The organism is Pseudoduganella sp. GW821-FHT11H04 (genome assembly GCF_058807935.1).
This window is the reverse complement of sequence record NZ_JBXARE010000001.1, coordinates 356,683-381,156: the sequence shown is the minus strand read 5'-3', so window position 1 is coordinate 381,156 and position 24,474 is coordinate 356,683. Positions and strand designations below refer to the sequence as shown.

Annotated in this window: 27 protein-coding genes; 4 read left to right on the top strand and 23 right to left on the bottom strand. The window is 62.1% G+C overall.

Annotated elements, in window-relative coordinates; translation table 11 throughout:
- Nucleotides 1-6 precede the first annotated feature (6 nt).
- The 4 genes from AC1RTP_RS01865 to AC1RTP_RS01850 are packed head-to-tail and all read right to left on the bottom strand — an operon-like array spanning nt 7 to nt 3,350.
- Nucleotides 7-891 carry a protein-L-isoaspartate(D-aspartate) O-methyltransferase gene (locus AC1RTP_RS01865; protein ID WP_498604303.1) on the bottom strand — a complete coding sequence of 295 codons (885 nt, stop codon included), beginning with the start codon at nt 889-891 and terminating at the stop codon, nt 7-9.
- Nucleotides 888-1,625 (bottom strand): 5'/3'-nucleotidase SurE, encoded by a 738-nt coding sequence (surE, locus tag AC1RTP_RS01860; RefSeq protein ID WP_498604302.1) that lies wholly within the window; start codon nt 1,623-1,625, stop codon nt 888-890. The genes AC1RTP_RS01865 and surE overlap by 4 nt, the downstream gene beginning before the upstream one ends.
- A 54-nt stretch (nt 1,626-1,679) precedes the next feature.
- Entirely contained in the window at nt 1,680-2,723 is a 1,044-nt protein-coding gene (locus AC1RTP_RS01855; protein ID WP_498604300.1) for a KGGVGR-motif variant AAA ATPase, read from the bottom strand.
- Between the two features lie 21 nt (nt 2,724-2,744).
- The gene (locus tag AC1RTP_RS01850) at nt 2,745-3,350 is read right to left on the bottom strand and encodes a toll/interleukin-1 receptor domain-containing protein (protein ID WP_498604299.1); all 606 of its coding nucleotides are present in this window, start codon (nt 3,348-3,350) and stop codon (nt 2,745-2,747) included.
- Between the two features lie 118 nt (nt 3,351-3,468).
- On the opposite strand from AC1RTP_RS01850, the gene AC1RTP_RS01845 reads away from it, so the two are divergent.
- Nucleotides 3,469-4,443 (top strand): NADPH:quinone oxidoreductase family protein, encoded by a 975-nt coding sequence (locus tag AC1RTP_RS01845; protein WP_498604298.1) that lies wholly within the window; start codon nt 3,469-3,471, stop codon nt 4,441-4,443.
- 5 nt (nt 4,444-4,448) lie between these two features.
- Here the strand turns inward: AC1RTP_RS01845 and AC1RTP_RS01840 are convergent, their stop codons facing one another.
- From AC1RTP_RS01840 to AC1RTP_RS01785, 12 genes are all read right to left on the bottom strand, one after another.
- Nucleotides 4,449-5,093 carry a hypothetical protein gene (locus AC1RTP_RS01840; RefSeq protein WP_498604297.1) on the bottom strand — a complete coding sequence of 215 codons (645 nt, stop codon included), beginning with the start codon at nt 5,091-5,093 and terminating at the stop codon, nt 4,449-4,451.
- Nucleotides 5,084-5,497: a hypothetical protein gene (locus AC1RTP_RS01835; protein WP_498604296.1), complete on the bottom strand. Its 414-nt coding sequence runs from the start codon at nt 5,495-5,497 to the stop codon at nt 5,084-5,086. The genes AC1RTP_RS01840 and AC1RTP_RS01835 overlap by 10 nt, the downstream gene beginning before the upstream one ends.
- Nucleotides 5,498-5,509: 12 nt before the next feature.
- The gene (locus tag AC1RTP_RS01830; protein WP_498604294.1) at nt 5,510-6,244 is read right to left on the bottom strand and encodes a DUF899 domain-containing protein; all 735 of its coding nucleotides are present in this window, start codon (nt 6,242-6,244) and stop codon (nt 5,510-5,512) included.
- Between the two features lie 2 nt (nt 6,245-6,246).
- On the bottom strand, nt 6,247-6,900 hold the full coding sequence (locus AC1RTP_RS01825; protein WP_498604293.1) for a Vgb family protein: 654 nt from the start codon (nt 6,898-6,900) through the stop codon (nt 6,247-6,249).
- A 48-nt stretch (nt 6,901-6,948) separates the two neighbouring features.
- Entirely contained in the window at nt 6,949-8,169 is a 1,221-nt protein-coding gene (locus AC1RTP_RS01820) for a helix-turn-helix domain-containing protein (RefSeq protein WP_498604292.1), read from the bottom strand.
- Complete coding sequence (locus tag AC1RTP_RS01815; protein WP_498604290.1) at nt 8,169-8,657, bottom strand: hypothetical protein; 489 nt, start codon at nt 8,655-8,657, stop codon at nt 8,169-8,171. The genes AC1RTP_RS01820 and AC1RTP_RS01815 overlap by 1 nt, the downstream gene beginning before the upstream one ends.
- Nucleotides 8,642-8,998, bottom strand: coding sequence for a GFA family protein (locus AC1RTP_RS01810; protein ID WP_498604289.1), 357 nt, complete (start codon nt 8,996-8,998; stop codon nt 8,642-8,644). The genes AC1RTP_RS01815 and AC1RTP_RS01810 overlap by 16 nt, the downstream gene beginning before the upstream one ends.
- Nucleotides 8,995-9,663 carry a DUF6683 family protein gene (locus AC1RTP_RS01805; RefSeq protein ID WP_498604288.1) on the bottom strand — a complete coding sequence of 223 codons (669 nt, stop codon included), beginning with the start codon at nt 9,661-9,663 and terminating at the stop codon, nt 8,995-8,997. Before AC1RTP_RS01805 ends, AC1RTP_RS01810 begins: the two co-directional genes overlap by 4 nt.
- 172 nt (nt 9,664-9,835) lie before the next feature.
- A complete protein-coding gene (locus AC1RTP_RS01800; protein WP_498604286.1) occupies nt 9,836-9,982 on the bottom strand; it encodes a hypothetical protein in 147 nt (48 codons plus the stop codon).
- A gap of 4 nt (nt 9,983-9,986) precedes the next feature.
- Nucleotides 9,987-10,616, bottom strand: a complete 630-nt coding sequence (locus AC1RTP_RS01795) for a hypothetical protein (RefSeq protein WP_498604285.1) — start codon at nt 10,614-10,616, stop codon at nt 9,987-9,989.
- A 16-nt stretch (nt 10,617-10,632) separates the two neighbouring features.
- Entirely contained in the window at nt 10,633-12,645 is a 2,013-nt protein-coding gene (gene yoaA, locus AC1RTP_RS01790) for a DNA repair helicase YoaA (RefSeq protein WP_498604886.1), read from the bottom strand.
- Nucleotides 12,646-12,674: 29 nt separating this feature from the next.
- Nucleotides 12,675-12,875, bottom strand: a complete 201-nt coding sequence (locus tag AC1RTP_RS01785) for a YdcH family protein (RefSeq protein WP_055931517.1) — start codon at nt 12,873-12,875, stop codon at nt 12,675-12,677.
- A 133-nt stretch (nt 12,876-13,008) separates the two neighbouring features.
- Here AC1RTP_RS01785 and AC1RTP_RS01780 point away from each other — a divergent pair, with 133 nt between their 5' ends.
- Complete coding sequence (locus tag AC1RTP_RS01780; protein WP_498604283.1) at nt 13,009-13,815, top strand: PP2C family protein-serine/threonine phosphatase; 807 nt, start codon at nt 13,009-13,011, stop codon at nt 13,813-13,815.
- Between the two features lie 41 nt (nt 13,816-13,856).
- Here AC1RTP_RS01780 and AC1RTP_RS01775 read toward each other — a convergent pair whose 3' ends face one another.
- From AC1RTP_RS01775 to AC1RTP_RS01745, 7 genes are all read right to left on the bottom strand, one after another.
- A complete protein-coding gene (locus AC1RTP_RS01775) occupies nt 13,857-14,510 on the bottom strand; it encodes a hypothetical protein (protein WP_498604282.1) in 654 nt (217 codons plus the stop codon).
- A 13-nt stretch (nt 14,511-14,523) separates the two neighbouring features.
- Nucleotides 14,524-15,621, bottom strand: coding sequence for a cell division protein ZapE (gene zapE, locus AC1RTP_RS01770; RefSeq protein ID WP_498604281.1), 1,098 nt, complete (start codon nt 15,619-15,621; stop codon nt 14,524-14,526).
- Nucleotides 15,622-15,730: 109 nt separating this feature from the next.
- Nucleotides 15,731-17,164 (bottom strand): dihydrolipoyl dehydrogenase, encoded by a 1,434-nt coding sequence (lpdA, locus tag AC1RTP_RS01765; RefSeq protein WP_498604279.1) that lies wholly within the window; start codon nt 17,162-17,164, stop codon nt 15,731-15,733.
- A 12-nt stretch (nt 17,165-17,176) separates the two neighbouring features.
- Nucleotides 17,177-17,506, bottom strand: a complete 330-nt coding sequence (locus tag AC1RTP_RS01760; protein ID WP_498604278.1) for a PspC domain-containing protein — start codon at nt 17,504-17,506, stop codon at nt 17,177-17,179.
- 135 nt (nt 17,507-17,641) lie between these two features.
- Complete coding sequence (gene odhB, locus AC1RTP_RS01755; protein ID WP_498604276.1) at nt 17,642-18,880, bottom strand: 2-oxoglutarate dehydrogenase complex dihydrolipoyllysine-residue succinyltransferase; 1,239 nt, start codon at nt 18,878-18,880, stop codon at nt 17,642-17,644.
- Nucleotides 18,881-18,960: 80 nt separating this feature from the next.
- On the bottom strand, nt 18,961-21,816 hold the full coding sequence (locus tag AC1RTP_RS01750; RefSeq protein ID WP_498604274.1) for a 2-oxoglutarate dehydrogenase E1 component: 2,856 nt from the start codon (nt 21,814-21,816) through the stop codon (nt 18,961-18,963).
- A gap of 223 nt (nt 21,817-22,039) precedes the next feature.
- The gene (locus AC1RTP_RS01745; protein WP_498604273.1) at nt 22,040-22,948 is read right to left on the bottom strand and encodes a LysR family transcriptional regulator; all 909 of its coding nucleotides are present in this window, start codon (nt 22,946-22,948) and stop codon (nt 22,040-22,042) included.
- Nucleotides 22,949-23,048: 100 nt separating this feature from the next.
- On the opposite strand from AC1RTP_RS01745, the gene AC1RTP_RS01740 reads away from it, so the two are divergent.
- Together AC1RTP_RS01740 and AC1RTP_RS01735 are read left to right on the top strand one after the other, a co-directional pair.
- The gene (locus tag AC1RTP_RS01740) at nt 23,049-23,897 is read left to right on the top strand and encodes an MBL fold metallo-hydrolase (protein WP_498604272.1); all 849 of its coding nucleotides are present in this window, start codon (nt 23,049-23,051) and stop codon (nt 23,895-23,897) included.
- 198 nt (nt 23,898-24,095) lie between these two features.
- Nucleotides 24,096-24,470: a BlaI/MecI/CopY family transcriptional regulator gene (locus AC1RTP_RS01735; RefSeq protein WP_498604271.1), complete on the top strand. Its 375-nt coding sequence runs from the start codon at nt 24,096-24,098 to the stop codon at nt 24,468-24,470.
- The last annotated feature ends 4 nt before the right edge of the window (nt 24,471-24,474 follow it).

Below are 24,474 nucleotides of genomic sequence, written 5' to 3'. Positions count from 1 at the left end.
TGTGTGTTAAACGGTGCCAGGGCGAAGCGGCACAAAGTGGCAGTCTTCCAGCGTCTGGCGCACCCATTCGTTCTTGCTGACACGGGTCACCAGTTCGAGATGCTGGGTGCGAGCCCCGACCGGGGCGACCAGGCGGCCGCCGATATTCAATTGATCCAGCAAGGCCTGGGGTACTTCCAGGCCCGCAGCGGCAAGGATGATGCCATCGAAAGGCGCCGCCTGCGGCAAGCCTAGCATACCATCTCCGTAGTGCAAGCGCAGGTTCGGCACCCGCATCGGCCGCAGATTGGTCTTGGCCAGTTCGTGCAGGGGCTTGATGCGTTCGATCGAATACACCTCTTTTGCCACGCAGGCCAGCACCGCCGCCTGGTAGCCGCAGCCGGTGCCGATTTCCAGCACGCGGTGCAAATCCTGCCCGGCGCGCATCACCTCGATCATGCGCGCCACGATGTATGGTTGCGAGATGGTCTGGTGGTGGCCAATCGGCAGCGAGGCGTCGATATACGCCTGCGGCGCCAGGCCTTCGTCCATGAACATATGGCGAGGCACGGTATCCAGTGCACCCAGCACCACTGGATCGCTCACGCCCTGCTTGGCCACGCGCTGCACCATGGCGCGGCGCACGCCGTCCGATACAAGCGCGTGGGCGCGCGGCGGAATGACAGGAGCCATCTGCACCTGGGCGCGTTCCTGGGCATAGGAATGGGCGCGCGACGGGGAAGCTACTGGCTGCGGCGGACGCCAGCCGCCCGGAGTGGCCGCTGCCGTGCGCGCGGCGTTCTGGGTGGCGGTTTGTGGCGTGGCCACGGTGTTGTAGACCGGTTTTTTCGCCGGGCTCTTGTCGGTAATCGAAGACAGGGGCAACGGGAAAGTGCGGGTCTTGTCGCTCATGCGATGGCCTTTGCCAGGGAATCGAGTTGTTGACGATGGGTCAGGTCGATCTGCAAAGGCGTCACCGACACGCGGCCATTCGCCACGGCATGGAAGTCGGTACCCTCGCCTGCATCCTTGCCGGCGCCCGGCGGGCCAATCCAGTAAATTTCGCGGCCGCGCGGGTCGAGCGCCTTGACCACGGGCTCGGCCTGGTGGCGGCGGCCCAGGCGGGTCGGCGTCAGCGGGCCCAGTTGCTCGTATGGCAAGGCTGGGATGTTCACGTTGAGCAGATAGGGCCGCGCCAGCAGTTCCAGGTAGCGCTCGACCAGTTCGCGCGCCACACGGGCGGCGGCATCGATATTGGTCCAGCCGTAGGAACCTTGCGAAAAAGCCATGGCCGGAACGCCGAACAGATAGCCCTCCGTCGCGGCCGCCACGGTGCCGGAATACAGGGTGTCGTCGCCCATATTCGGGCCGTTGTTGATGCCGGAAACGACGAGGTCAGGCACATGGTCCAGCAAACCGGTTAAGGCGATGTGGACGCAGTCGGTCGGCGTTCCATTAACAAAATAGAAACCATTTGCCGCCTGATGCACTGACAAAGGGCGGTCCAGCGTGAGCGAATTGGAGGCGCCGGAGCGGTTGCTGTCAGGCGCCACAACCACGATATCGGCGATAGGCTGCAGGGCTTCCGCCAGCGCATTGATGCCAGGCGCCAGGTAGCCGTCGTCGTTACTGATAAGGATTCTCATACAGGGAATTTTACCTGAAGCAACGACGCCCGCGCCGCGCGGCGGCTGACAAATTTACATTGTTGCAGGCAGCGGCCAATAGCCCGTGCGTTCTTGCTGCAACGGCAAGCTGTGGTGGTTATTTGCCGCAGCCGGCGCGGCTGATGGCAGCTTTTGCCAGGGGCACAGGCCCTCGCGGAACCATTGCATGAAGGCGCCGTAGCCGTCCTGCAGTGCCTGGGCCGGAAGCGGCTCGCCACAGGCCAGGCTGGCGCAGTGCGGCAGTTGCACGGCGTTGAAATAGTCCTCCAGCGACAGCCAGGGCAAGCCATAGGCCTCGGCCAGCAGGCTTTCGAACAAGGGCTGGTAGCCGCCCTCGCCTCGCCGCCATTGCTCGCAGTGCTCCTCATTCGCCAGGTCGATGCGCGAGGGTAGCGGATAGACCAGGAGCTGGCGCTGCTCTTCCTCATGACATCTGCGGTAGCCGGTGGCGCGCGCCACCAGGTCCTGCAGGCCGTCGTAGTTCTGGCGGTTGGGCGCAAACACCAGCACCAGCCGCGTTGGCAACAGCGTGGTGCAAATGGCCGCGCAATCGGCGCGCCCGCTGCGCGCGTCAACCAGCACATGGCCGAAATGACGCGCCAGGCGCTTGGCAAAGGTGCGGAACAGCGCGGGGCAAGCGTCGAACAGGCCTTGCCAGTCCATCGTCGCCGCGCGTTCCGCATGGCTGCCATCGCACCGCCCAGCGCGCAGCAGCCAGAGTGGCCGGTCATCGCATGCCTTCACCAGGTATTGTTCCCAGCGCACGGCGTCGAGCACCGCTTCGGCCAGCGCCTGCTCGCTCGCGTAGAGGCCGGCGCGCTCGAGCAACTGGTCGCGGCAGGCTTCGAACAGATCCAGCACGCCAGGTGCTTCCGGCGCGCCGGGAAAGTAGTAATGCAGGCCGGGAGCCTCCAGGTCCCAGTCCACCAGCAGCACCGGAGCCGCGCGGTGCTGCGCCAGCATATGCCCAAGGTTGGCCAGCGCCATGGTGCGGCCTACGCCGCCCTTATAGGAATAGAAGGTGGTGACTTCGCCCGCTGCGGGCAGCAGCGGCAGGTGCAGGCGTAGGTGTTCCATGGCGCTCTTTCAGTGTATTTTCTAGCGAGGAAAATGCGGCGGCGCCGGCGGGCGCCATTCCGGCGGGGGCGGGGGCAGCACGAAATTCCTGCAATCGTGATCGGCTGGCATGCTCGCCTTCAGGCAGTGGTAATGCATCGTGATGCGGTCCACGATGCGCCGGATATCGGGCAGGTAATCGGGGTTGGTTTTCAACTCCCCGGTCGCCAGGGTGTAACGCGAAAAGTCCACATACATGCCCGGTTCGCTGATCTGGCGCGGCAGGCTCAGTGGGTGGCGGGTCATGATCACGGGGATGATCAAATGGCTTGGCAGCTCGTACCAGCCGCTGCGCTCGGCCTCGATCATCTGCATGGCGGCGAATTCGCGCCGGGTATATGGGTGGGCCTCGTATTTTGGCGTGTAGATCATGATCATCGACACGCTCTGGCACATGGCCAGGGCGAGCCGCCGATCGATATCATCACCGCCACCCAGTTGCTCGCTATCGACAAAGAGTTCGGTCTCGTTGTCGAAGTGGGGCTCAAGATAGCACTTCAAGGCATCGACCAGATCGTCCTTGAAGTGGCTCATATATGCGTGCTGGCCATGCGCGTAACTGAAAAAGCAGCCGTACCGGATACTCATGGCAATCGCCTCCCCTTGCCAGCCCAATGTATTCCCCTGCGGCGCGCTAGACTTTGTGGAGGCGCAAAGTGTTCTGGGGCATAATCGCACGATCGTTCGATTAAATAATGGAGACTGTATGAAGGCTATCGTTTGCAAGGAATGGGGCTTGCCCGACTCGCTGGTGCTGGAAGAATTGCCCGATCTGCAGCCTGGCCCGGGCCAGGTGGTTCTGCAGGTGAAGGCGGCCGCAGTCAACTTCCCCGATGTGCTGATCATCCAGGGCAAGTACCAGTACAAGCCCGCCCTGCCCTTCACGCCGGGGAATGAGGTGTCCGGCGTGGTCCTGTCGGTGGGCGAAGGCGTGCAAGGCTACAAAGCGGGCGACAAGGTGATTGCATTTTCCGCCCACGGCGGCTTTGCGGAGCAGTTGCTGGCGCCCGCCGCCGCGCTGATGCCCATGCCGCCTGGGATGGATTTCGATACCGCCGCCGCAATCACCCTCACGTACGGCACCTCGCACCATGCAGTGGTGGACCGCGCGCAACTGAAGGCCGGCGAAACCATGCTGGTACTGGGCGCCGCCGGCGGCGTGGGCCTGGCGGCCATCGAGATCGGCAAGGCTTTAGGTGCGCGCGTCATTGCCGCCGCTTCCAGCGAAGAAAAACTGGCCGTCTGCAAGGAGCACGGCGCCGATGTCCTGATCAACTACAGCAGCGGCGACCTGCGCGAGGCGATCAAGGCCGCCACCGACGGCAAGGGGCCGGACGTCATTTACGATCCAGTCGGCGGCGAGTATGCCGAACCAGCATTCCGTTCGATTGGCTGGCGTGGACGCTACTTGGTAGTGGGCTTCGCCAACGGCGAAATTCCGAAACTGCCTTTGAACCTGGCGCTGCTGAAAGGCGCTTCGCTGATGGGCGTGTTCTGGGGCGAGTTCGTCAAGCGCGAGCCGAAGGCCAACCTGGCCGGCATGATGCAGCTTCTGGGCTGGCTCGGCGAAGGCAAGATCCGCCCGCACATCTCGGCCCGTTATGCGCTGGCCGACACCCCGCGTGCGCTGGAGGCGATGGCCGCGCGCAAGGTCACGGGCAAGGTGATCATCAAGCCCTGACGTGGCTACTCTTTTTTCGCGCTGCGCACTTGCTCAAGCGCGGCCGATAAGGAGAGCGGCTTCCCCTTTGGCAGCGTCATGATCATCGCATCGCGCCGGTAGACGCGCCAGCCCTGCAAATCGCCCTCCAATGGGAGGTTCGGAAGCTGGCTCGCATAGTGCCAAGATCCCTGGATTTCCACGCCCGGGGCTTCCTCGATCGCATAGTCGACCATCATCCCATTCCTGCGTATCCATCCTTTCTGCGCAGGTGACTTTTTCTGGAGCACGTCACTCAGTTGCAAGGTCACCTTGTCTTTCAGTAGGCATGGCCCGGCGAGCTTGGGCTCCGTCCAGAATGGGCCATCTGCCAAAGCGCTGGCCTTCTGGACATGGGATGGGGTTTCGCTGTCGGCCGCCCAGAGGAAGCTGATCCCGTCATCGTCACCCTTCCCCTTCAAAATGATCATCGCCGTCGTTCCGGCCCGAACTTTGAGGGCCAAGGCGATCGCATTTGCATACTGCTTGACGACCACATGCCCCCGCTCGCCTTTCTCGATATCCGTCCGCTCGACATAGGTACCATCTTTCCAGCGCAGGCTTGCCGGACAGTCCGTGGCCTGTGCGGCAGGAAGTGCCGCCAGGAGAAGCAAGGTGCAAATCATACGCATGGTGTCGCGAGCCTTTTTGTTAAGAAAAAGGCAATATATGCGATGACGCCGTTTGCTGCAAGCATGAGCGCCAGGTGGATGCCCATCGCGCCCAGGACAAACAGCGCCGGTCCCACTGCACCGCGCCCGCAGATCGTCATCAAGGACGGCATCAGCACGAAGCCGGCGCCGTGGGCCGTGGACATGATGAAGGTCCACAGCGCCATGCCCGCCTGCCCCGCCAAGGCATGCCCTCGGCGCAAGCGGCAAACCAGTGCAACGAGGAGCAGGACGCCGGCCCCCCATTGCATTGCAGGCCGGTCCAGCGGCAGCCGGAAAGCCGCCGCCACTGCCACTGCCGCCATTGAAGCCAGATGGCCGCAGGCGATCGCGGACGCGGCCCGCCAGGGCCGAAAGCCAGACATGGCATCCCCGCTTCAGCCGTGGGAACAGCAGGACCCGGCAGCCGGCGCCTGCTGGTAGCTGTCGTGGTACTTCACCCACGCCATCGTGTAAGGCAAGTCTTCCTCGTGGCGCCCCAGCGGGGTGATATCGAGCAGGCGATAGGTTTGCATCATGACTTCGACGCCGCGGCCAAAGGTCGAATAGGTGTGATAGACCGTGCCCTTGTCATCCTTGTAGAAAACGCTGACGCCCGGTGCGTCTTCAAACGGGAAGGCCTGGCCCGAGTAGTTGTAATAGACCTCGCCTTTGGCCACGTCTTCCGCAGCGAAGCTGACGTGGAAGTCGTAATTGAAATCGCTTTCGCCGGACGACACCCATTTGAATTGCCAGCCCATTTGCTTGCGCATGCGCTCCAGGGTTGCGAGCGGTGCGCGCGATGCCACCACCAGGCTCACATCGCGCGCCGCCAAGTGGGGCAATGCGCCGTCGGTGTGGTCGGCCATGTAGGAGCAGTGCGCGCAGCCCCGCTCCTCCCCCGGCGCGAACATGAAGTGCTGCACGATCAGTTGGCTGCGGCCTTCGAACAAGTCGCCCAGCGAGCGCTTGCCCTGCGGCGTGTCGAACACGTATTGCTTGTCCACCCGTACCCACGGCAGTTCGCGGCGGGCGCGGGCCAATTGGTCCTGCTGGCGCATCAGCTCTTTTTCGCGCGCCAGAAGATCCAGGCGCTGCGCCAGCCACTGCTCTTGATTGACGATGGCATTCATGATCACTCTCCTCGTGGACGACGCACTGCACGCACTTTTCCGCTGCCTTCGCCGCCGGCGTAGAACAGGCCGGCGCCATCTGACTCCAGGCCGCTGACGTGCATGCCCGGCGGCATTTGCAGGAGCTCCAGCACTTCGCCGTTTTTTGGATCGATGTGGCGGATGTCGCTCTCGTCGCCTTCCCAGGTGCCGTGCCACAGTTCACCATCCACCCATGTCACGCCCGTCACGAAACGGTTCGATTCGATGGTGCGGATAACAGCGCCGGTTTCAGGATTGATCTGGTGAATCTTGCGGTCGCGGTATTGACCCACCCACAGGCTGCCTTCCGCCCATGCCAGGCCCGAGTCGCTGCCCTTTCCAGGCGCTGGAATCGAGGACACGATCTTGCCGCTGTTCGGGTCGATCTTATCGATGCGCTGTTCCGCGATCTGGTAGAGGAATTTGCCGTCGAACGCGGTGCCGGCATCGGCGGTAACGTCCAGCGCGCGGGCTTGCTTGCCACTGGCGGGATCGATGCCGATCAGGCGGGCGCCCGTGGCAGCCCAAACGGTCTGGCCGTCGAAGGTGACGCCTCCAACCTTGCTGACGCCTTCAAACGGACCGTACTCACGCACGATTTCGGCCGTGCTTACCTTGCTTGTATTGCGTGTCATTGTCTAGCTCCTTTTGTGTAGCGCCTGATCCGGCGCCGCAAGTGAACTTTATTCCAACGGCAGTGCAGCAGGGAGTAACAAGATTGTCGTGAATCCGGCCAGCGGCGGCGACAGCCAGCGGCGTGTGCGGGTGTTGCCGATGGCGCGTACGCGGCCGTCCGCTTCCAGCTCTGCGAGGGCGCGCTGGATGGTGCGCTGGCTTGCGTCCAGCGCCAGCGCCAAGGCCGAGGTAGACCAGGCGGCTCCGTCGGACAATAGCGCGAGCAGCGAAGCCTGTTCGCCATCAATCGGCGGCTCCAGCACGGCCAGCGGACGACCATCGAGCGGATGCAGGGCAAAGCCGCGCGGCGTGGCTTCAATGCTGGCAAGGCCTTTGAGCAGTGCTCGCAAACGGCCGATTTCGACACGCAGCCGCGCGCGGTGGGTTTCGTCGGGACGGCGGGTGTTGAAGGCTCGCTCGATCAGTACATCGCGCTCGGCATCGCCGGGCCAGGCCTCGGCCAGCGTGCGTGCAAGCGTGAACAGTACCGGCCTGCGGGCAAGCGCACGCCATGTCGTGCCGCAGCCCAGGCCGCGCCGGCAGGCGTCCAGCACCAACGTATCGGATGCCAGCAGCGCTGCCACTTCGTCGAGCGACATGGCTTGCCCTTCGCCTGCACCGTGGCGACGCGCTGCGGGGCGTTCCAGCGCAGCACTGGCGTCATTCACTTCCGCCAGCAACTCGGGCACGCGTGAGCGTTCGGCCGCCGCATGTGCGCGCGCCAGCGCGGCGCGCGCTGGCGCAGGGCGCAAGGAACGCATCGCCAGTTCCGCAGCCGCCAGTTCGGCCACGGCCGCCAGCGCAGAAGTCAGCGCGCGCACGTCCAGCCGGGATAGCTCCGCCGCCGCTGCATCCAAGCGGCCAAGCAGCAGGTATTTGCGGGCCGCGATCAGGCGCGCCTGTAAGGCGTTGCCGTAGTCGCCATGCAATTCCAATACCGCCAGCGCTGCAGCCAATGCACGCGGTGGACCGGCGAAATCGCGCATGGCCAGAGCCACCTCCGCCTCAGCGACCACGCAGCGGGCACGCGCCAGTTCCTCGTGCGAACCGAATCCGCGCGCTGCGCGCCGCAGCAGCTCTCGTGAACGCGGGAAGTCGCCCAAACGCGCCATGGCGATGCCGCGCAGCGCCAAGGCCGGCGGGTCCTCCCGCAAAGAGACGTGCTTTAACGCGCCAAGCACATCGCCGGTGGCGAGGCAACGTGCAGAAGCGGAAATCAGGGAATCCATCAAGCCCTGCGCAGGCGGGACACGGCAGCGCGCAGCAAGATGCGCGAGTAAAGCTTGTGGAAACCAAGCAGCGCACTGAAAACCCCGCCCTGGCTGGACCGCACCACAGCGGACCCGAAGAAGAGCCGCGTGCTGGCGCCGCCCTCGGCGCTTGGCGATGCCATCAGCCATGAGCGCGTGCTGCCCGCGAAATCGCACATCAGCAACTGCCCTGGCGCGCGCGCCTCGACCGACCACGCCGCGAACCGCTCGCGATCGCCGTCAGCCAGCTCACGCGCCTGCGCATCGTTCGAAGGACGCGAGACGAACAGCGCCAGCAGCAAACGTTCAAGCTTGAAGACTGAAGTCGTGTAGAAGGCTTCGACAAAGGCGGCATGCGGCACATGGCCCGGCACGTCGATGGCGAAACAATCCGTGTAGGCGCCCTGCTCGCGATAGCGCTGCAATAAAGCGTCCGCAGGCAAGTCGGCGATCATAGATATTCCCACGTATCGGCGCCATCGAAGCGACGCACTTCCAGCGCCGCCACTACGCCAGGCTCGAAATTCGCCATATTGACGCCCATGCGGGCGTTATCATTCGACTTTAACGATTTCCAATGCGTGATGCAGCCACAGGAACGGCAGCGCACCGTGCGCAGCGACTTTTCGCCCCAGACGTAATTCTCGGATTGCGACGGATCGCCCTCGATGCGCACCGCATCCTCGGCATAGAAAGCCCACAGTGCCCGCGTGCGGCGGCAGATCGAGCAATTACAGTCGATGATGTACGCCGGCAGTCCCGGCACCTCAATCGAGATTGCGCCGCAGTGGCAGGTTCCTTTGATCATTTGACAAGCATAACACCCCGCTCGCTGATTTGCAGCCGCTCGGGATCGGCGCCCAGGACGAGTTTCAAGTTCTCTCTTGCCGCATTGCGCATGTTTTCATACACGGCCGGTGGTTGCGGTTGTTGCTGATGCGATTTATAGGCCAATGCCATGAAGGCTCCGATCATCGCGCTCTGTTCGAACACGTCTTGCACTTTGTCCGCATCGTTGCGGCTATTGACGTCCTGAAGCTTGTTCTGGGCGCGCATCTGCCGGGCGACGGCATTGAATTCCTCGTCCGAGACTTCGGTATTTTTCAGCACCATGTAATTCCCGACCAGGAAAGCAGCCAGGCCGCCGGCCATGTCGCGCGGCGTCCAGCCCATCTTCTTTTCAACCTGGAGATAGACATCCATGCTTTGCACATAGATTTTTTCCATCTCCGCGCGCTTATTTGCGGGGAAGTGCTGCGCAAGCTTATGGGCATTGGCCTGAACGGCGGGCCTGGATTTCGGCAAGATCGGCGGCGCCTTTTTGGCTGTACTGGCCGGAGGCACCGGAATACGCAAATCCGGCTGCGGCCACACCACGACATTGTCGTAGCTCATACCATAGCCGCAGCACTGGCTATATGCCGCGGGTACGGCGCCAAGCATGAGCACCGCGAACAGAAAACTCGCCTTCATCTTCGCCTCCCAAAGTCCCCCAAGGTTGGCGAAGAATATAGAAAAAACAATATGCCGCCAATCGAATCAGGCAGCGTGAAAGTCACTCAAATAAGGACCCAGCCGATCCCCACCATGCTGGCCAGCACACCCAACGCAATGCACAGTGCGACGATTTCACGACGGCGACGGCTCATGCTGCTCTCCTTTCAACCAGTGTACGTACGGGTCCCGGCAACCACTCTCGCAGGCTGGCGCCGATGGCGGCTTCGCGGCGCTGCCAGGACACGCCGGCGGCGATGATGGCGATGCCGATGGCGGTCAGGGCGACCGGAAACATCAGGCTATCGCGGAATACGGTGTAGGACAAGTGGCCGAGGTAACCGGCCAGGCCAAAGCCGCCAAAAACAGCAAATACGCTGCCCGATGGCGGCGCCGAAGACGGCTGAAATGACCTTGCCTTCGCGGGAGAAGAAGCCTGCACCACCGCCAAGCAGCATGTCAGTGACGTCCATGCTCATGTACCACAGCGTGACCGCTACCGGCATCACAGTGAAGGGCATACGGTAGCGCCACAGCACGATCGCGCCGAAGGCGAGTGTGGCCAGCTCCATGTAGATCCAGCGCCAGTCGATGAAGTAGTGGTAGTTGCGGTATGACGAGCCGGGGCTGCCGTCCGCCCACAGGCCAAGCATATGCTGCAAGCCATGCACGGCCAGCGGAACCAGCACCACGGCGAAAGCTGCCAGCACGCCGGCCGGCAGTTCCATCCGGCGTGCGCGCAGCCATTCGATGATGAGGGACATGGCGCCGATGGCGATCATGCCGCCCAGGTAGTACAGGATGTGCGCGGGTTTGAAGCCGGGCGTATGCTGCTCGCGCTCCGCCAGAAACTGCCACAACCGCCCTGCCTGATCCCGATCCAGCAAGCCCTGGCTTGCCGCTTCGTCCAACATCGCGCGTGTCAGCTTCATTCGCTCTCCTGTTGTTTTAGTGCCCTTTGAAGAATTCTATGACTTCGGCCGCTTCGCGTGTGCGCTTAAACGGCGGCAGGCTTTGCCAGATGCGTCGGCCATAGGGCTTTGAGATCACGCGCGGGTCGCACAGCATCAGCACACCACGATCGCCTTCGTCGCGGATCAGGCGCCCGGCGCCCTGCTTCAGGTTGATGATAGCTTCCGGCAAGGTATGGCCCATGAAACCGTTCAAGCCCTGGCGCTCCATCACTTCGATGCGGGCGGCCAGCACAGGATCGTCCGGCGGCGCGAATGGCAGCTTGTCGATGATGACCAGCGACAGCGCGTCGCCGCGCACGTCCACGCCTTCCCAGAAGCTCTGGGAGCCAATCAGCACGCCGTTGCCGGCTTTGCGGAATTGGTCCAGCAGCTCGGTGCGGCCACGGTCGCCCTGCACGAACAAGGGGAATTTCAGGCCGCGCTTGTCGAATTCATCGCGCAGGCGGTCGGCGGCGCGCTTGACGGCGCGCAGCGTGGTGCAAAGCAGGAAGGTCCGGCCGCCGGCTGCTTCAATGACCGGCAACGCCGCGTCCAGCACGGCGTCGGTGTAGCCCATCGAATTCGGGTCCGGCAAGCCTTGCGGCACGTACAGGATACCCTGCTGCTCGTAGTTGAACGGGCTTGGCCAGTTGCGCGCGACTTCGTTCTCCAGCCCCAGTTGCTGGGCGAAGTGCGTGAAGTCGTTTTTCACCGCCAGCGTGGCGGAGGTAAAGATCCAGCTGCGCGGTACGCCTTCGCGCTGGCCGTTGAAGATCGGTGCGATCGAAAGCGGCGTTTTGTGCAGCTGCAGCGAGCTTTGGAAGGCTTCGACCCAGTACACGGCTTCTTCGCCGGGCTGCACCTTCGCTTTGGGATCGAATTTCCACGCTTCCAGGCGGGCGGAAAGCTCGTTGCCGCGCACGCGGCATTGTTCGATAGTCTCGGCGCGCTCGGCGTTCCTTTCCAGCACCGCAACCATGTCGACCAGTTCATCCTTCAGCGTCTGCAAGGCCGGGAAGAAATCGCTCGATGGCGCGATCTGCGGCAGCGACATGCGTACGATGTCTTGCGTGAAGGTCAGGCGCAGGTCGCGCGCAGCCTTTTCCACGGGAGTGACGACTTTGGCCCATTCTGCGCCGTCACGGGCGTGGGCCAGGCCCTCGGCCAGCACGTCGCGGCACAGTTCCAGGATCTGGGAGGTGGAGATGGTGTCGCCGAAGAACAGCGTGGCGGTGTCGGGCAGCTGGTGCGCCTCGTCGAAGATCACGGTATTCGCAGCTGGCAGCAATTCGGCCACGCCGGTATCTTTCAGCGCCACGTCGGCGAAGAACAGGTGGTGGTTGACCACGACCACGTCGGCCTGCTGCGCCTCGCGGCGCGCCTTCATGACGAAGCAGTCCTGGTAGTACTGGCACTCCTGCCCCATGCAATTCTCGCGGGTGGACGTCACCAGGTTCCACACCAGGGCATTTTCCGGCACGCGCGCCAGTTCGGCCTTGTCGCCGGTGTTGGTCATCTTCAGGAAACGCGAAATCTCGCGCAGGTAACCGACATCCTCGCGGGAGGTCATGCGGCCATTCTGCAGCGTGCGTTCCAGGTGGTAGTGGCACAGGTAGTTGGAGCGCCCCTTCAGCAGCGCCACCGACACCGGCGCCTGCAGCGCGGAGCGGATAGTCGGGATATCGCGCAGGAAGAGCTGGTCCTGCAGGTTCTTGGTACCGGTGGAGACGATCGTCTTGCCACCCCACAGCAGGGCCGGCACCAGGTAAGCAAAAGTCTTACCGGTACCGGTGCCCGCCTCGGCGATCAGGGTTTGCTGCTTGGAGATGGCGTCGGCAATCGCCTTGGCCATTTCGGTCTGCGATTTGCGCGGACGAAAACCGCCCACCGCCGGGCCCAAAGGGCCGCCGGGTCCAAACAAGCGCTCAATATCGGCGTCGTGCGCTCCCGGGGCAAAAACCGGTTCGTTCGGCGCGCCGGGATCGGCGGTCGGCTGTTGTGAATCTATCAAGTTCGTCGAGGAGGATAATGGCCTGTTCAGGCCGGTACGTCGGGCACCAATTGCATTTTCAGCAGGGTAATATAGTCTTTCAATTGCAACTTGCGCTTCTTGAGGCGGCGCAACTGAAGTTGATCGTGATGACCATCCAGGGTCAACATTTCAATGACTGCATCCAGGTCGCGGTGCTCGACGTCGAGCTCAACGATGCGGCGCTGGATTTCTTCTTTGTTGATCATAGGTTGAAAGTCACGATTACTATTAACGTTTGCTTACAGTTTCGTATGGACAACAGGCTATACTTGCTACAAAACTGCATACAGGTGCATAGTTTAACTCAGGTAGTCATTGGAAAGAAGCTGTCAACCCCCTATGAGCACGTACAAGATAGAGGCTGGAACCGCGCAACACATTGGTAGCCGGCCCCAGCAAAATGACCGTGTGGCGCTGTTTACCGCGCCCAAAGCACCCGGCTACGTGTTCGCCGTGCTTGCCGACGGCATTAGCGGCGGCGCTACCGGCGCCGAACAAGTGCTGCACACGGCCAAACAATTGTTTGACGAATACCGGGCGTCCGAGACGGTTAGCCTGCCGCGCGTGGAGGAATTCCTGCGCGAAATCGCGCACGATGTGCACCAGATCCTGGTGATGGATCCCCGCACTGGAGCTAGCGAACCGCAATCCAGTATGGTGCTGATGGTGCTGACGCCGGAGCGCCAGGCCGCCTGGGCCGTCGTCGGCGACTCGCGGCTGTATCGTTTTGACCACAAGGAATGCGTGGGCCGCACCGGTGATGCTGAATATGTGGCGCACCTGATGGAAACCGAGAATCTGCCGGAGGAATCGGCTCGCAAGCACCGCCAGGCGAAACTGCTGAATAACGCGCTGGGGAATAAGCACCGGGAGCCGTTTGTGGTGTTCGGACTGCAGGAGGATTTGAAGGCGGGCGACGCGTTCCTGCTTTGCTCGGATGGCTTGTGGTCTTACTTCGCGGATGTGGAGTTGGCTTCCGTGGTCGCGAAGAAGTCGCCGCGCGAGGCGGCTGAGATGCTGATTAATAAGGCGCGGGAACGGGCGCAGGGCAAGGGCGATAACTGCTCGATGGCGATTATCAAACTGGTGGCGCTGCCTAAGGAAGAGGTTAATTACACTGTGCAGAAGATGCGCAAGGCTGTCTAGGCGGCGCAGGCGGTGTCTGACCCTATGGGTCTGACACCGGTTTACCGGGTCGGAGCTTCAGCAGCCTTTTTCTTCTTCGCTTCCTTCTCCGCCAGCTTGGCCTTGACCTCGGCCTGGCGCTTCTCGGATTCCGCCTTCTTCTTCTCAAACGCTACGACATTTGCCGCGCGCTTCTGGGCATCGGCCGCTTCATGTTCTGCGCGTGCACGCTCCCTGGCATCGTGCTCCGCCTGACGCTGCGCCACTGACACCGTAGCGGGTTTCGGCAGCGGCTTGTTTTCAGGCGCCACCTTCGGCGGCTTCGGGTGCGCGGCGTTGTAAGCCGCCTCCGCCGCATCCTTCTGCGCACGGTCTTCCAGCTCACGGTCACGCGCTTCGACCAGGTTCTGGCGCTTGAAATGGCTTGCCTCCACCTCGACCGCGCGCAACTCGGCTAAGCGCAGGCGGCGCTGTTCCTTGGCTTCGTCGAGGCAGTTATTCACGAAAAACTTCTCGTAGCAAAGCGTTTCGCTGGCGCTGAATTCCGCCTCAACCACGTCGCGGTCCTTCTTCACCTGCGCCAGGCGTGCGTCGGCCTGCTCCACCGAGTGGGTCTCAGGAATGCGCGGGGCGCCAGTCGTTGCCGGACGGCCGATGTTTTGCTGCGCCAGTACGGCGCCAGGCAACACCAAGGCCAGCCAGATCCAGTTCTTCAAATTCTTCTCCTTGTCAGGACAGCTTTTCGGCGGCGCCGCGCTGTTCCTTTTCCATATACTCACGCGACTGCATCTCGACGATGCGCGACACGGTACGGTGGAATTCATTAGACAGTACACCGCTCGTGTACAGCTCTTCCGGCTCAACCTCGGCCGACATGATCAGCTTGACCTTCTGGTCGTAGAACACGTCGATCAGCCAGGTGAAGCGGCGCGCTTCGGACGATTGTCCGGCCGACATCATCGGAATACCGGACAATATCACGGTATGGAAGCGGCTGGCGATTTCCAGGTAATCATTCTGCGAGCGCGGACCGCCGCACAGCGTGGCAAAGTCGAACCAGATAATGGTACCGGCGCGGCGCAGTGCTTTCAGCTCGCGGCCTTCGACCTGGATGTGCGGGTCTTCGTCGGACGTCTCAGCGATGCGGGCGAAGGCTTCGCGCAGCTGGTGGTCGGTGTCGGCGTTGAGCGGTGTGTAGTAAGCATCCACCTGCTCCAGCGCACGGCCGCGGTAATCGACGCCGGCGTCCACGTTCAGCACATCCATCTTCTCCTTCAGCAGGGCGATGGTGGGCAGGATGCGGTCGCGGTGCAGGCCGTCCGGGTACAGGGTGGACGGCTCGTAGTTCGAGGTCATGATGAAAGACACGCCGTTGTCGTACAGGGCCTTCATCAGGTTGTACAGGATCATGGCGTCTGCCACGTCCGATACGTGGAATTCATCGAAGCAGATCAGACGGTATTTTTTCGCGATCCGTTTTGCTACTTCATCCAGCGGGTCTTCCACGCCGCGCAGTTCGTCGAGCTGCATGTGGACGTCGCGCATGAATTCGTGAAAGTGCAGGCGCGTCTTGCGCACCAGCGGGATCACCGAATAGAACGAATCCATCAGGAAGGACTTGCCGCGCCCTACCCCGCCCCACATGTAAACGCCGCGCGGAGGCGTCGGGCGGTTGATCAGGCGTTTGAAGGAATTGGAGCGCTGGGACTTGTACTCGCCCCACTCGTCGTAGCATTGCTGCAGGCGGTCGACGGCGCGCTTTTGGGCGGCGTCGGCTTTGAAGTCGCGCTGTTCCAGCGCGTGCTGGTAAAACTCTTGGACGTTCATTCGTTTTTAAACCGGTAAACCAGTGCCAGACCCGCAGGGTCTGGCACTTATGACGCGGCTGTCGCGGGCCTAGTGCCTGACCCTGCGGGTCAGACACTGCCTTACCGGTTTAGAAGTTCAGCGTACGCTTATCAACAGCCAGCGCTGCTTCCTTGGTCGCTTCGGACAGCGATGGGTGTGCGTGGCAGATGCGCGCGATGTCTTCGGCCGAAGCCTTGAACTCCATCGCCACCACCGCTTCGGAAATCAGCTCGGAAGCCATTGGGCCAACAATGTGCACGCCCAGGATCTCGTCGGTGGTTGCATCGGCCAGGAACTTCACCATGCCGTTGGTATCGCCCAGCGCACGTGCGCGGCCGTTTGCCAGGAATGGGAAGGTGCCGGCTTTGTACGCCACGCCTTCAGCCTTCAGCTGCTGCTCGGTCTTGCCCACGGAAGCGATTTCCGGATGGGTATAGATCACGGATGGCAGGGTATTGAAGTTGGTGTGACCGTGCTGGCCGGCGATGCGTTCAGCCACGGCAACCGCTTCTTCTTCCGCCTTGTGCGCCAGCATCGGGCCGCGAACCACGTCGCCGATCGCCCAGACGTTCGGCAGGTTGGTCTTGCAGTCTTCGTCCACGGTGATCATGCCGCGCTCGTCGACAGCCAGGCCCACTTTATCGGCGCCCAGGCCGATGGTGTTGGCGGTACGGCCGATCGACACGATCAGCTTGTCGAACACGGTCTTCTGCGCTTCGCCCTTGGCGTCGGTGTATTCAACGGTGACGTTGTTCTTGCCGGCTTCGACCTTGGTGATCTTGCAGGACAGGTTGATCGACAGGCCTTGCTTGGTCAGCAGCTTCTGCGCTTCCTTGGCGATCTGCTCGTCGACTGCGCCCAGGAAGGTCGGCAGGCCTTCCAGCACGGTGACCTTGGAGCCCAGGCGGCGCCATACGGAACCCAGTTCCAGGCCGATCACGCCTGCGCCGATCACGCCCAGGTTGGCTGGCACTTCTTCGATGTTCAGTGCACCGGTGTTCGACAGGATCAGTTTCTCGTCGAATGGTGCGCCTGGCAGTGCGCGCGGGTTGGAGCCGGTAGCGACGATGATCTGCTTGCCGGTGATGGTCTCGGTGGTCTGGCCCGAAATGGCGATCGGGTAGCCTTCAGCACCAGCGGCGCCGGCGAATGCGCCGCGACCGTGGAAGAAGGTGACCTTGTTCTTCTTGAACAGGAACAGAATGCCGTCGTTGTTTTGCTTAACAACGGTGTTCTTACGCTTCAGCATCTGGGCGACGTCGAAGGACAGGCCTTCCACGTTAATGCCGTGCTCTTTGAAGCCGTGCGATGCGTGGTCGAAGTGTTCCGACGATTGCAGCAGCGCTTTCGATGGGATGCAGCCTACGTTGGTGCAGGTGCCGCCAGGTGCTGGCTTGCCGGCGTCGTTGCTCCATTCGTCGATACAGGCTACGGAGAAGCCCAGTTGCGCTGCGCGGATGGCGGCGATGTAACCACCAGGACCGGCGCCGATAACTACTACGTCAAATTGTTTGTTGCTCATGTCTTTTCCCAATCATTGTTCGTCCGTGGGGACGAAGATCCACATAAGGATGTAAATCAGCCCGCCGAAGCCGAGGCATGATGCGACCAGAACGAAGATCAGGCGCCAGATCCAGGACTCGATGCCGGTTTGCTTGGCGATGCCGCCACAGACGCCGCCCAGCCAGCGGTCGCTGGTGGATCGGCGCAGCTTGCCGACTTCGGCGGCGAAATCGCCACCTGGTTGCTGGGTAGTGCCACTGCCTTGCAGCAGCTTTTCCTTGGCACGGGCGAATTCCTCATCGCTCAGGGCACCGGCTTGGTGCAGTTCGTGCAGACGCTTCAGTTCTTCGGAGACGCTCATGTAAACCCCTCTTCTTTAACTCTTAAACCGGCAACCCGATGTCTGACCCGCAGGGTCAGACACCTATGCAGATTACGCGGCAGTCGCAGGCCTAGTGTCTGACCCTGCGGGTCAGACACTGACTTACCGGTTTTTTTAAAGGTCCAGCAGCAGGCGTGCTGGATCTTCCAGGGCTTCCTTCATTGCCACCAGGCCCAGGACAGCTTCGCGGCCGTCGATGATACGGTGGTCGTAGGACATCGCCAGGTAGTTCATTGGGCGAATCACGATCTGGCCGTCAACGACAACAGCGCGGTCCTTGGTGGCGTGCACGCCCAGGATTGCGGATTGTGGTGGGTTGATGATCGGGGTCGACAGCATGGAGCCGAAGGTACCGCCGTTCGAGATGGAGAAGGTACCGCCGGTCAGGTCTTCCAGGGTCAGCTTGCCTTCCTTGGCTTTCTGGCCGAACTCGCCGATCTTCTTCTCGATCTCAGCGATGCTCATCTGGTCTGCGTTACGCAGGATAGGCACCACCAGGCCGCGTGGGGAACCCACAGCGATACCGATGTCGAAGTAGCCGTGGTACACGATGTCGTTGCCGTCAACCGAAGCGTTCAGGATCGGGTACTTCTTCAGTGCGTGCACTGCGGCCTTCACGAAGAAGGACATGAAGCCCAGCTTCACGCCGTGTTCTTTCTCGAATTTGTCCTTGTACTTGTTACGCAGGTCCATCACCGGCTTCATGTCCACTTCGTTGAAGGTGGTCAGGATGGCGTTGGTGGATTGCGATTCAACCAGGCGCTCGGCGATACGTGCGCGCAGGCGGCTCATTGGCACGCGCTCTTCTGGACGGTCGCCCAGGTTGGCGGCGGCTGGAGCAGCAACCTTCTGCAGTTGCGCCTTAGGAGCAGCAGGAGCCAGTGGTGCTGGAGCGGCTGGTTTCGGTGCAGCGGCGGCAGCCAGGGCGTCGCCCTTGGTCACGCGGCCGTCTTTGCCGGAACCGGCAACGTCGGAAGCGGCGATGCCGGCTTCGGACAGGATCTTGGCAGCAGCTGGCATCGCCACGCCGGACTTGTCGGCGGAAGCGGCAGCAGCTGGGGCGGCGGCTGGAGCAGCAGCGGCCGGTGCGGAAGGAGCAGCGCCTGCAGCGGCTTCGGTATCGATGATGGCGATCACTTCGCCGGCAACCACGGTGGCGCCGTCAGCCTTGATCACTTGCACAACCACGCCGGCGGCGGGTGCTGGCAGTTCCAGAACGACCTTATCGGTCTCGATGTCGATCATGTTTTCGTCGCGGGCCACTGCCTCGCCGACTTTCTTGTGCCAGGTCAGCAGGGTCGCTTCAGCGACGGATTCCGACAGTTGAGGAACTTTAACTTCGATTTGTGCCATTTTGTTTTTTACTCCGAATTTTGTGTTTTGTTTCGCCGCCTGCGCCAGGCACAGGCGGCTCACCCGCTAATGCGATGCGATTACTTGGTCAGGATGAAGCCCTTCAGCTTCGAGAACGCGGTTTCCAGCAGGTCTTTCTGCTGCGCGTAGTGCTTGTCGTAGTAACCCACGGCAGGCGAAGCGGAGGCTGGGCGGCCGGCGTATGCCAGCTTCTGGCCCGCGTCCATCGACTCGAAGATGTTGTGCTGGATCTGGAACCATGGACCCTGGTTCTGCGGCTCGTCCTGCGCCCACACCACTTCGGCCAGGCTTGGGAACTTCTTCAGTTCAGCAGCGAAGGCTTTGTGCGGGAACGGGTACAGCTGCTCGATACGCACGATGGCGGTATCGGTCACGCCACGGGTCTTGCGGGTGTTGACCAGGTCGTAGTACACCTTGCCGGAGCAGGCGATCACGCGCTTGACCTTCTTGGCGTCGATCGAAGCATCGACTTCGCCGATCACGGTCTGGAAGGCGCCCTTGGCCAGTTGCTCCAGCGGGGAACCTGCATCCTTGTTACGCAGCAGCGATTTCGGGGTCATGATGACCAGCGGCTTGCGGAACTGGCGCACCATCTGGCGGCGCAGCACGTGGAAGATCTGCGCCGCGGTGGTCGGCTGCACAACTTGCATATTGTTGTCAGCGCACAGCTGCAGGAAACGCTCTGGGCGGCACGACGAGTGCTCTGGGCCCTGGCCTTCGTAACCGTGCGGCAGCATCATGACCAGGCCGGAAGCGCGGCCCCACTTCACTTCGCCGGAGCTGATGAACTGGTCGATCACAACCTGGGCGCCGTTGACGAAGTCGCCGAACTGGGCTTCCCAGATGGTCAGGGTGTTAGGCTCGGCGGTCGAGTAGCCGTATTCGAAGCCCAGCACTGCCTCTTCGGACAGCACGGAGTCGATCACGGTGAACGGCGCCTGGCCTTCTGCGATGTTCTGCAGCGGGATGTAGGTGCCGGCGTCCCAACGTTCGCGGTTCTGGTCGTGCAGCACGGCGTGACGGTGGGTGAAGGTGCCGCGGCCGGCATCCTGGCCGGTCAGGCGCAGTGCGTAGCCGGAGGAAACCAGGGATGCGAAGGCCAGGTGCTCGCCCATGCCCCAATCCAGGTTCATCTCGCCCTTGCCCATGGTGGCGCGGTCGGCCAGCACTTTTTCAACCAGCGAGTGCACTTTGAAGCTCTCAGGCACGGTGGTGATGGCGGCCGACAGGCGCTTCAGTTCAGTCATCGGCACGGCGGTATCGGCCGCGTCGGTCCACTTGCGGTTCAGGAATGGCAGCCAATCGACAGCGAACTTGTTCTTGAAGTTCGAGATCACTGGATCGATGGTGTGCTTGCCCTGGTCCATGGCAGCGCGGTAAGCGGCCACCATGACGTCGCCGCCGTCGGCCGGGATCACGCCCTGGGTTGCCAGCTTGTCCGCGTACAGCTTGCGGGTGCCTGGGTGCTTGGCGATCTTCTTGTACATCAGCGGCTGGGTCAGCGCTGGGGTGTCTTGCTCGTTGTGGCCCAGTTTGCGGAAGCAGATGATGTCGACAACGATGTCTTTCTTGAACTGCAGGCGGTAGTCCAGGGCGATCTGGGAAGCCAGTACCACGGCTTCAGGATCGTCGGCGTTCACGTGCAGCACAGGCGCTTCGATCATCTTCACGACGTCGGAGCAGTAAATGGTGGAACGTGCATCGCGTGGATCGGAAGTGGTGAAGCCGATCTGGTTGTTGATCACGATGTGCACGGTGCCGCCGGTGCCGTAGCCGCGGGTCTGTGCCAGGTTCAGAGTTTCCATCACAACGCCCTGGCCCGCGAATGCCGCGTCGCCGTGCACCAGGATAGGCAGCACTTGCGCGCCATGGGTGTCGCCGCGGCGATCCATACGGGCTTTCACGGAACCTTCAACGACTGGGTTGACGATTTCCAGGTGGGACGGATTGAACGCCAGCGACAGGTGGACTGGGCCGCCTGCGGTGGAGATGTCGGACGAGAAGCCCTGGTGGTATTTCACGTCGCCGGCCGGCAGGTCGTCGGCGTGCTTGCCTTCGAATTCTTCGAACAGGTCCTTAGGCGCTTTGCCCAGGGTGTTCACCAGCACGTTCAGGCGACCACGGTGCGCCATGCCGATCACGATTTCCTGCACGCCTTTTTCACCGGCGCGCTGGATCACTTCGTCCAGCGAAGCGATGAAGGTCTCGCCACCTTCCAGCGAGAAGCGCTTCTGGCCGACGTACTTGGTGTGGAGGTAGCGTTCCAGGCCTTCAGCTGCGGTCAGGCGCTCGAGGATGTGCTTTTTCTTTTCAGCGGTGAATGCCGGGGTCGAACGGATCGACTCCAGGCGCTCCTGCAGCCAGCGCTTTTCGGCTGGATCGGAGATGTACATGTATTCCGCGCCGACGGAGCGGGTGTAGGTGTCTTTCAGCAGGTTGGTCAGGTCGCGCAGGGTCGCGGTCTCTGGGCCGAAGTAGGTGTTGCTGATGTTGAAGACGGTATCCTGGTCGGCATCGGTGAAGCCGTAGAAGGATGGCTCCAGTTCAGGGATGTTCGGACGTTCCTGGCGCTGCAGCGGATCCAGGTTGGCCCAGCGAGAGCCCAGGTAGCGGTAGGCTGCGATCAGCTGGGTAGCTGCCACGCGCTTGCGGCCCATTTCAGCGTCGGACGAAGCGACGATGGTGCGGATAGGACCAGCTTTCGCGCGTTCGGCGAAGGAGGCGATGACGGACGAGTGAACGACGTCTGGCTTGGCGCTGCCGTCAACGGCAGGCACGTTCTGCATGGCGTCGAAGTACTGGCGCCAGTTGTCTGGCACGGAGCCAGGATTCTCAAGGTACGCCTCGTACAGTTCTTCTACGTACGGCGCGTTCCCACCAAAGAGGTAGGAATTGGACGACTGCTGTTGCATCATTTCTTTGCTCACCTTTCTTCGCGCTTCGCGAGGAATTAGCGGGTTGTTCAAACCTTCCGCGACACGGCCTGACCGGTTAGCGGATTGCACATCAAGTTGTGGGGAAGGGCTCTGTTGTTTCCAGATTTTCCAAAAACGGTCGCCTAGCATAGCACTGTCATTGAACTGAAACAACTAAAAGGCGTCGGCGTACGTAGTCTCCCGCAGGCGAATTATCAATCAGTCAAGCCGAGCTCAGCCAGTCGGGATCGCTGGCGAACCAGTCGGCCAGGAAATCGAGCATGGCGCGCAGCACCGGCGGCATGTGCTGGCGGGAAGTGTAGATGGCGTGGATGCCGAGGGTTTGCGATTGCCATCCAGGCAAGACCTCGACCAGCTCGCCGGCATTGATAAGAGGCTGCGCGGCGAAGCGGGGCTGCATGGCGATGCCGGCGCCCTTCCCTGCTGCAGCCAGCAGGGCCATGGACTCGTTCGCGCTCAAGCTGCCGCTTACCGGCACTTCGACCGGTGCCCCGTCTTTTTGGGTGAATTGCCAGACGCTCTTACCGAAATAGCTATAAGTCAGGCAGTTGTGCCGCACCAGGTCTTGCGGGTCGGCGGGCTGGCCGTACTCGGCGATGTAGCCGGGCGAGGCGCACAGCAAGGAGCGGCACGCGCCAAGCTGGCGCGCAATCATCCCCGGCTCCAGCGCATTGGTGATGCGGATTGCCAGGTCAATCCGCTGTTCGACCAGGTTGACCGCGCGGTTATCGACTTGCAGGTCGAGGCGGGCCTGCGGGTAGCGGCGCAGGAAGCCGACCATGGCGGCGGCCAGCGCCGTCTGCGACAGGAACTGCGAGCACGCCACTCTTAAAAGACCGCGCGGCTCGCCGGCGCCCGGGTCACCCGCTGTGGCGACGTCCCCGGCCAAGGACAGCAGCTCCCGGCAGCGGCCAAGGGTCACCTCCCCCGCCGACGTCAGGCTGAGGCGACGCGTAGTCCGGTGCAGGAGACGGGCCCCCGCCCACTCCTCCATCTCGGCCAAATAGCGCGTCACCATGGCGCGGGACATATCGAGCGCCTCAGCCGCGCCCGCAAGGCTGCCACGTTCGGCGATGATGACAAATACGCTGGCAGAGGTAATGCGGTCCATATGATCGATTTATGCAATAAACCATTTCAATATACCCTATTTTTCGATCATGTCAGGACGCCTACACTGGCGTTATCCAATCAACGAAAGGAATTCAGCCATGATCAAACACACCCTCGCCGCAGCAGCACTCGCCACCGCAACCGCCGGCGCCACTGCCGCCCCGCTGACGCTGGAAGTCTTCAACCCAGGCGAAGCCGCCATCTTCCCGGTCGCATCGGTATTGGTGAAAGGCGAAAAAGATGCCGTGCTGGTCGACGCCCAATTCTCCCGCGGCGAAGCCGAAAAGCTGGCAGCCCAGATCAAAGCCAGCGGCAAACGCCTGACCACGATCTACGTCAGCCACGGCGACCCCGACTTCTACTTCGGCCTCGACGTACTGAAAGCCGCCTTCCCGCAAGCCCGAATCGTCGCCCGCGGCACCACCATCGCCGCCATGGAAAAGAAAGCGCAAGCCAAAGTCGCGTACTGGGGCCCAATCCTCGGCGCCAACGCCCCAAGCGGCGTGGTGATGCCCGAGCTGCTGCAAGGCGACATCGAACTGGAAGGCCAGAAGCTGCAAGTCAAAGGCCAGGGCGACCGCAGCTATGTGTGGATTCCATCGATCAAAGCGGTCGTGGGCGGCGTTGTACTGTTCAAAGGCCTGCACGTCTGGGTCGCAGACACCCAGACGCCCGAATCACGCGCCCAATGGCTGTCCGTGCTCGATGAAATGGCCAAGCTGAAGCCGTCCACCGTCGTCCCCGGCCACTTCGCCCCAGGCGTGAGCTACACGCCAGACGCCATTGAATACACTGCCGACTACCTGCGCCGCTTCGAAGCCGCCACCCCAGCCGCACCCGACAGCACCGCCCTGGTCGCCGCCATGAAATCCGCCTACCCCCAAGCCGGCCTGGAAAGCGCCCTGCAACTGAGCGCCAAAGTCGCCAAAGGCGAAATGAAGTGGTAACACCTCTACGGTCCAGCCCGTGTCACACCATGGGGTCACACCCCAGGTGTGACCCGGGCTCTACTACGCCACGGTCGCGCCCGTGTCACAGTTCGGGTGTGACCCCATGGTGTGACACGGGCTCTGCTTGTGTGCGGGTCTAGACTTTCGTGTCTAGATCATTTATTCTAGATCCATCGATGTCTATCTGGATCTATCATGTCTCTGCCAAAACCTACCCCTAGCGAACTGGAAATGCTGCGTCTCTTGTTTGCCCTGGGCCCGGCAACTGCGCGGCAGGTGCATGAGGCGGCGGTGGAAACGCGGCCGGATATGCAGTACGCGACCGTGCTGCGCCTGTTGCAGGTTATGCATACCAAGGGTCTGCTGAACCGCGATGAGAGCCAGCGCGCCCATGTCTATTCGCCTATCGAGCAGCAGGATTCGATCCAGACCTCCCTGTTGAAGGACTTGATCCACAAAGCCTTCGCCGGCTCCGGCAAGGCTCTGGTGCTGGCTGCGCTGAAAGGCGGCGCCGTCAGCGCCAAGGAGCGCGCCGAAATCCGTGCCCTGCTTGACGACGACGAGAAATAAGCCC

What these genes read in the sequence shown, in the direction of transcription:
- AC1RTP_RS01865 (WP_498604303.1), bottom strand. Translation starts at nt 891, where the DNA reads ATGAGCGACAAGACCCGCACTTTCCCGTTGCCCCTGTCTTCGATTACC.
- surE (WP_498604302.1), bottom strand. Translation starts at nt 1,625, where the DNA reads ATGAGAATCCTTATCAGTAACGACGACGGCTACCTGGCGCCTGGCATC.
- AC1RTP_RS01855 (WP_498604300.1), bottom strand. Translation starts at nt 2,723, where the DNA reads ATGGAACACCTACGCCTGCACCTGCCGCTGCTGCCCGCAGCGGGCGAA.
- AC1RTP_RS01850 (WP_498604299.1), bottom strand. Translation starts at nt 3,350, where the DNA reads ATGAGTATCCGGTACGGCTGCTTTTTCAGTTACGCGCATGGCCAGCAC.
- AC1RTP_RS01845 (WP_498604298.1), top strand. Translation starts at nt 3,469, where the DNA reads ATGAAGGCTATCGTTTGCAAGGAATGGGGCTTGCCCGACTCGCTGGTG.
- AC1RTP_RS01840 (WP_498604297.1), bottom strand. Translation starts at nt 5,093, where the DNA reads ATGCGTATGATTTGCACCTTGCTTCTCCTGGCGGCACTTCCTGCCGCA.
- AC1RTP_RS01835 (WP_498604296.1), bottom strand. Translation starts at nt 5,497, where the DNA reads ATGTCTGGCTTTCGGCCCTGGCGGGCCGCGTCCGCGATCGCCTGCGGC.
- AC1RTP_RS01830 (WP_498604294.1), bottom strand. Translation starts at nt 6,244, where the DNA reads ATGAATGCCATCGTCAATCAAGAGCAGTGGCTGGCGCAGCGCCTGGAT.
- AC1RTP_RS01825 (WP_498604293.1), bottom strand. Translation starts at nt 6,900, where the DNA reads ATGACACGCAATACAAGCAAGGTAAGCACGGCCGAAATCGTGCGTGAG.
- AC1RTP_RS01820 (WP_498604292.1), bottom strand. Translation starts at nt 8,169, where the DNA reads ATGGATTCCCTGATTTCCGCTTCTGCACGTTGCCTCGCCACCGGCGAT.
- AC1RTP_RS01810 (WP_498604289.1), bottom strand. Translation starts at nt 8,998, where the DNA reads ATGATCAAAGGAACCTGCCACTGCGGCGCAATCTCGATTGAGGTGCCG.
- AC1RTP_RS01805 (WP_498604288.1), bottom strand. Translation starts at nt 9,663, where the DNA reads ATGAAGGCGAGTTTTCTGTTCGCGGTGCTCATGCTTGGCGCCGTACCC.
- AC1RTP_RS01800 (WP_498604286.1), bottom strand. Translation starts at nt 9,982, where the DNA reads ATGTTTCCGGTCGCCCTGACCGCCATCGGCATCGCCATCATCGCCGCC.
- AC1RTP_RS01795 (WP_498604285.1), bottom strand. Translation starts at nt 10,616, where the DNA reads ATGAAGCTGACACGCGCGATGTTGGACGAAGCGGCAAGCCAGGGCTTG.
- AC1RTP_RS01785 (WP_055931517.1), bottom strand. Translation starts at nt 12,875, where the DNA reads ATGATCAACAAAGAAGAAATCCAGCGCCGCATCGTTGAGCTCGACGTC.
- AC1RTP_RS01780 (WP_498604283.1), top strand. Translation starts at nt 13,009, where the DNA reads ATGAGCACGTACAAGATAGAGGCTGGAACCGCGCAACACATTGGTAGC.
- zapE (WP_498604281.1), bottom strand. Translation starts at nt 15,621, where the DNA reads ATGAACGTCCAAGAGTTTTACCAGCACGCGCTGGAACAGCGCGACTTC.
- lpdA (WP_498604279.1), bottom strand. Translation starts at nt 17,164, where the DNA reads ATGAGCAACAAACAATTTGACGTAGTAGTTATCGGCGCCGGTCCTGGT.
- AC1RTP_RS01760 (WP_498604278.1), bottom strand. Translation starts at nt 17,506, where the DNA reads ATGAGCGTCTCCGAAGAACTGAAGCGTCTGCACGAACTGCACCAAGCC.
- odhB (WP_498604276.1), bottom strand. Translation starts at nt 18,880, where the DNA reads ATGGCACAAATCGAAGTTAAAGTTCCTCAACTGTCGGAATCCGTCGCT.
- AC1RTP_RS01750 (WP_498604274.1), bottom strand. Translation starts at nt 21,816, where the DNA reads ATGATGCAACAGCAGTCGTCCAATTCCTACCTCTTTGGTGGGAACGCG.
- AC1RTP_RS01745 (WP_498604273.1), bottom strand. Translation starts at nt 22,948, where the DNA reads ATGGACCGCATTACCTCTGCCAGCGTATTTGTCATCATCGCCGAACGT.
- AC1RTP_RS01740 (WP_498604272.1), top strand. Translation starts at nt 23,049, where the DNA reads ATGATCAAACACACCCTCGCCGCAGCAGCACTCGCCACCGCAACCGCC.
- AC1RTP_RS01735 (WP_498604271.1), top strand. Translation starts at nt 24,096, where the DNA reads ATGTCTCTGCCAAAACCTACCCCTAGCGAACTGGAAATGCTGCGTCTC.